We start from the raw sequence: 1,441 nt of genomic DNA on the forward strand, positions 1-1,441 counted from the left end.
CTAGTACTACAGGGCTAGATCTTGATCATGGGGTAATGGGAGGCTCTCGCTGTGGCCACGACACAGCCCCGTGATCAAGATTGTCCGTCGGACGCCGTCAGCCCGGCCGATTTAGCCGTCTGGGACCGCGAGTTCGCCGCGTTGGGTGAGCGGATAACCCCGCTGTTCTACCGCCCGGAATCCCAGGAGCATGCCCTTCAGTACCTGCGTGGGCTCCTCTCCCCATTGCAGCGCAAGAACGGCTGGACCATGGCTGAGTTCGCCGGCGAGAAGGAGCCCAAGGCACTCCAGCGGTTCTTGAACCTCACCCCGTGGAGCGCGGCTCTGATGCGGGACCTGGTCCGCGACTACGCCATGGAACGCTTCGCGGATCCCCGGGGCGTGCTGATCGCCGACCCCACCGGGTTCGAGAAGAAGGGCGTCAAATCCGCCGGGGTCCAGCGGCAGTATTCCGGCACCCTCGGACGTGTCGACAATTGTCAGATCGGGACGTTCCTGGCCTACGCCAACCGTCGTGGCGACCGTGTACTGATCGACCGGGAGCTCTACCTGCCCAAGGATTCCTGGGCCGTTGACTTCGAACGCCGCCGGGAGGCCGGGATCCCGGACGAGGTGGTCTTCCAAACCCGTCCGCAGCAGGTCCAGGCCATGATCGACCGCGCCGTGGCGGCCGGGGTGCCGTTTTCATGGTTCGTCGCGGACGAGGAGTTCGGCCAGAACAGGATTCTGCGCAGGCACCTGGAAGCAGAGGGCATTGCCTACTGCATGGCTGTCCCGAAATCCACCGACGTGAACACCGCGGGCATCACCACCAACCCCGACACCCCGACCCGGTTGGACAACCTGGCATCACACCTGCGACCGGGGGACTTCTCCCGGCGCGCCTGCGGGATCGGTGCGAAAGGATTCCGCACCTACGACTGGGCCGTCATCGCCGGACGGGACGGGCACCAGTACGTCGTCCGCCGCACCATCGCGGATGGGGAGATCGCCTACTTCCACTGCTACAACCCGCGCGGGGAGTCACTGTCGGAACTGGTGGCGGTCATCGGATTGCGCTGGCCGGTCGAGGAGTGTTTCGAGGCGGCCAAGCAGCAGGCCGGGCTGGACAACTACCAGGTACGCAAATACGACGCCTGGCATCGCCATATCACCATGGCCATGCTGGCGTTGGCCTTCCTGGCCGCGATGGCCCGAACCCCGCAAAAGGGGGCTCTTCGAACCTGGGCGGTGACCGCGGGCCGCGAACGCGACGGCTCGCGGCCCTGACCGTCGCCGAGGTCCGGCGGCTGTTCAACCTGATCGGCCTGACCCGCATCGCCATCGACCAGGGACTTCACTGGTCGATCTGGCGACGCGCGCATCAGGCGGAGGCACGACGGCACCACTTCCGAAGGCGCCTACGACTCCAGATGATCAAGATCTAGCCCTGTAGTACTAG

The 1,441-nt window shown here is 65.3% G+C and carries 1 protein-coding gene; it reads left to right on the forward strand.

Annotation, left to right across the window (positions count from 1 at the left end; all coding sequences use genetic code 11):
- The first annotated feature begins 141 nt into the window (after positions 1 to 141).
- Positions 142 to 1,269: an IS701 family transposase gene (locus tag AC5WS8_RS39120; protein WP_496108231.1), complete on the forward strand. Its 1,128-nt coding sequence runs from the start codon at positions 142 to 144 to the stop codon at positions 1,267 to 1,269.
- Positions 1,270 to 1,441: the final 172 nt, after the last annotated feature.

The organism is Streptomyces sp. PTL18 (genome assembly GCF_059510295.1).